Below are 938 nucleotides of genomic sequence, written 5' to 3'. Positions count from 1 at the left end.
CGAGGCGTTCCTGCGCAGCCTGCGCGTGCAGCGCCGCCAGGACGCCCGCGAGCAGGACCTGGACCGCCGCGAGGCCGAGCTGCGGGCCCGCGAGGAGGAGCTGCGCCGTCGTCGGGAGCAGGGCGACGACGACGCCGACCCGGACGGCGACGGGCCGCGCGCCTGAGGGGCCCCGCCGGACTCAGCCGGGCAGACCCGCGTACGAGTGCAGGCCCGGGAAGTACGTGTTGACGATCGTGTAGTTGAACACGATGCACAGGAAGCCCACGATGCTCAGCCACGCGGCGCGGGCACCGGTCCAGCCGCGGGTGGCGCGGGCGTGCAGGTACGCCGCGTACACCACCCAGATCACGAAGGTCCAGACCTCCTTGGTGTCCCAGTTCCAGTAGCGGCCCCACGCGGCCTCGGCCCAGATCGCACCGGCGATCAGCGTGAAGGTCCACATGACGAAGCCGACGGCGTTGAGGCGGTAGGACCAGTTCTCCAGCCCCTGCGCGGCCGGCACGAGGCGCAGGAACGCCCACGAGCGCTCGCCCGCCGCAGCGCGCTTCTCCGCGCGGTCCTGCAGCAGCTGCAGCACGGACATCGCGGCGGTCAGCGCGAACAGCGAGCTGGCCAGCACGGCGATGGACACGTGGATGACGAGCCACGGCGTCTGCAGCGGCGGCTGGAGGTGGCCCACCGGCGTCGGGAAGCCCATGGTGGCCGCGCACATCATCGCCACGACGATGCCGGTGACGAACGTGCCCACGAAGCGCAGATCCTTGCGCAAGAGGAACAGCAGGTAGACGGTCGTGATCACGAGCGCGCCCGTGGTCATGAACTCGTACAGGTTGCCCCACGGCACGCGGGAGGCGGCGAGGCCGCGGGCGACGACGGCGAACGCGTGCAGCGCCCAGCCGACGGCCAGCACGGCCACGGCCACGTTGGCGACCGGG

Annotated in this window: 1 protein-coding gene; it reads right to left on the bottom strand. The window is 72.2% G+C overall.

The window, feature by feature from the left end:
- Nucleotides 1-181: 181 nt before the first annotated feature.
- A partial coding sequence (gene ccsB / locus HMPREF3105_RS09205) for a c-type cytochrome biogenesis protein CcsB (RefSeq protein WP_070709331.1) occupies nt 182-938 on the bottom strand: 757 nt, incomplete at its 5' end.

The organism is Micrococcus sp. HMSC31B01 (assembly GCF_001816085.1).
In the GTDB taxonomy this organism is placed as follows: domain Bacteria; phylum Actinomycetota; class Actinomycetes; order Actinomycetales; family Micrococcaceae; genus Micrococcus; species Micrococcus luteus.
This window is presented reverse-complemented; position numbering and strand designations above follow the sequence as displayed.